This is a genomic window from Microvirga tunisiensis (assembly GCF_009296175.1).
Lineage (GTDB): Bacteria > Pseudomonadota > Alphaproteobacteria > Rhizobiales > Beijerinckiaceae > Microvirga > Microvirga tunisiensis.
Map to the genome: position 1 here is coordinate 1 of NZ_VOSK01000771.1, position 1287 is coordinate 1287.

Consider the following 1287-nt stretch of genomic DNA (forward strand, 5'->3'; position numbering starts at 1 on the left):
GAACAAGAGCATCCGGGAGTGGACCGAGCTGCTGGCCGGCGACGAGGTGCTGGCCACGGCCATCCTCGACCGCCTGCTGCACCGAGCGCATGTTCTCAACATCAAGGGGCGCAGCTATCGCCTGCGGGATCTGGAGGAGGCTCTCCAGCGGGCTCACGCTTGAGCCGTCGTAAAACTGGATGTCGCCTTATCTCGTAAATCTCGGTGTCGCTTGACAGCTGTAAGTTCAACCGTCCCAGGGCGGGCCGGATAGGTTCAGAAGGCGATGGGACGGGGACAAGGACCGAAATACGGATTGCAGATCCAATCAGTTTTGATGCGCCCGAAGGGGTGCGTCAAAACTGAAGTATTGAGCCCTCCAACTTTTTGGGACCCTTGAGCCCTGTCCGAGGGCTCCTCACTGGGGGATCCGTCTGGATCGTCCTGGGAGAATCCGTCCAACTTCAGGGACCATCTTCCGTCGCTTCTGGGAGGCTCTTCGGGTCCTGGATGGGGCTTCGTCGGTCCATCCGATTGGGCCGTCCTCCTGGGCCTTCTTTCTGGCTCCATGAGGCATCCTGAGCACCAGGCGCCGTCGTGGAGCTCCGTCCTTGCTGGGATCTGCTTCTTCGTCCTTCTGGGAAGCCTTTTGGACAGCTTCGTGGGACTGTCCTGGGCCGCTGCAGGCCTCCAGGGAAAGCCGTCCTCGAGGGCAGGGGACTTCCCCTCTCCGATCTGTGGGATTTAGGCCGCCACCCAAAATAAGGCGCCGCCGCTCAATCCCATACGCAGCTTGGATTTCCGGGCCTCTGACGGGCTTCTTGGCTGTCTGGCCAGATCTTGGCCCAGAACACCGTCCTTGGGCCTCCTGGGCCTTCCTAGCGGCTTCGCCCATGAATCTCCGGCCGATCGCGTCTTCCGATCAGGCAGATCTGACGTCGTCCTCTTTGGGAAACCCTTGATTTCGGGCCTTCTGGCGGCCGTCTGGTGCCGTCCTGGCCCGATGGAGCCTCGCCGGCGTCTAAGGCGCTCCTGGGGCTTCCTATGGGCTCTGGCAGGCTGGGCAGGCGCCGGCCGATATAGAGATGGGCGCTGCTGATCGGCTTCAGGCTGCCTCAAGAGGGTACGGATACAGCTTCGAATCCACAGCCAAGCTAGGTTCGCAAAACCTTCATTATGGGTAATAGGGGCAAAACCGTTGGCGATCACGCTAAGGAGCAGCGGTCGCTGACCAGATCTGCCAGGCGCGGGACGGCTGGCGCATCAGCAATTCCCAGTCTATCGCCAAGATAGCTCCAGAATGACACT

General features: G+C 60.9%; 1 pseudogene. It reads left to right on the plus strand.

Annotated elements, in window-relative coordinates:
• A pseudogene (locus FS320_RS43545) lies at positions 1 to 142 on the plus strand (ATP-binding protein); the annotation flags it as partial.
• Positions 143 to 1287: the final 1145 nt, after the last annotated feature.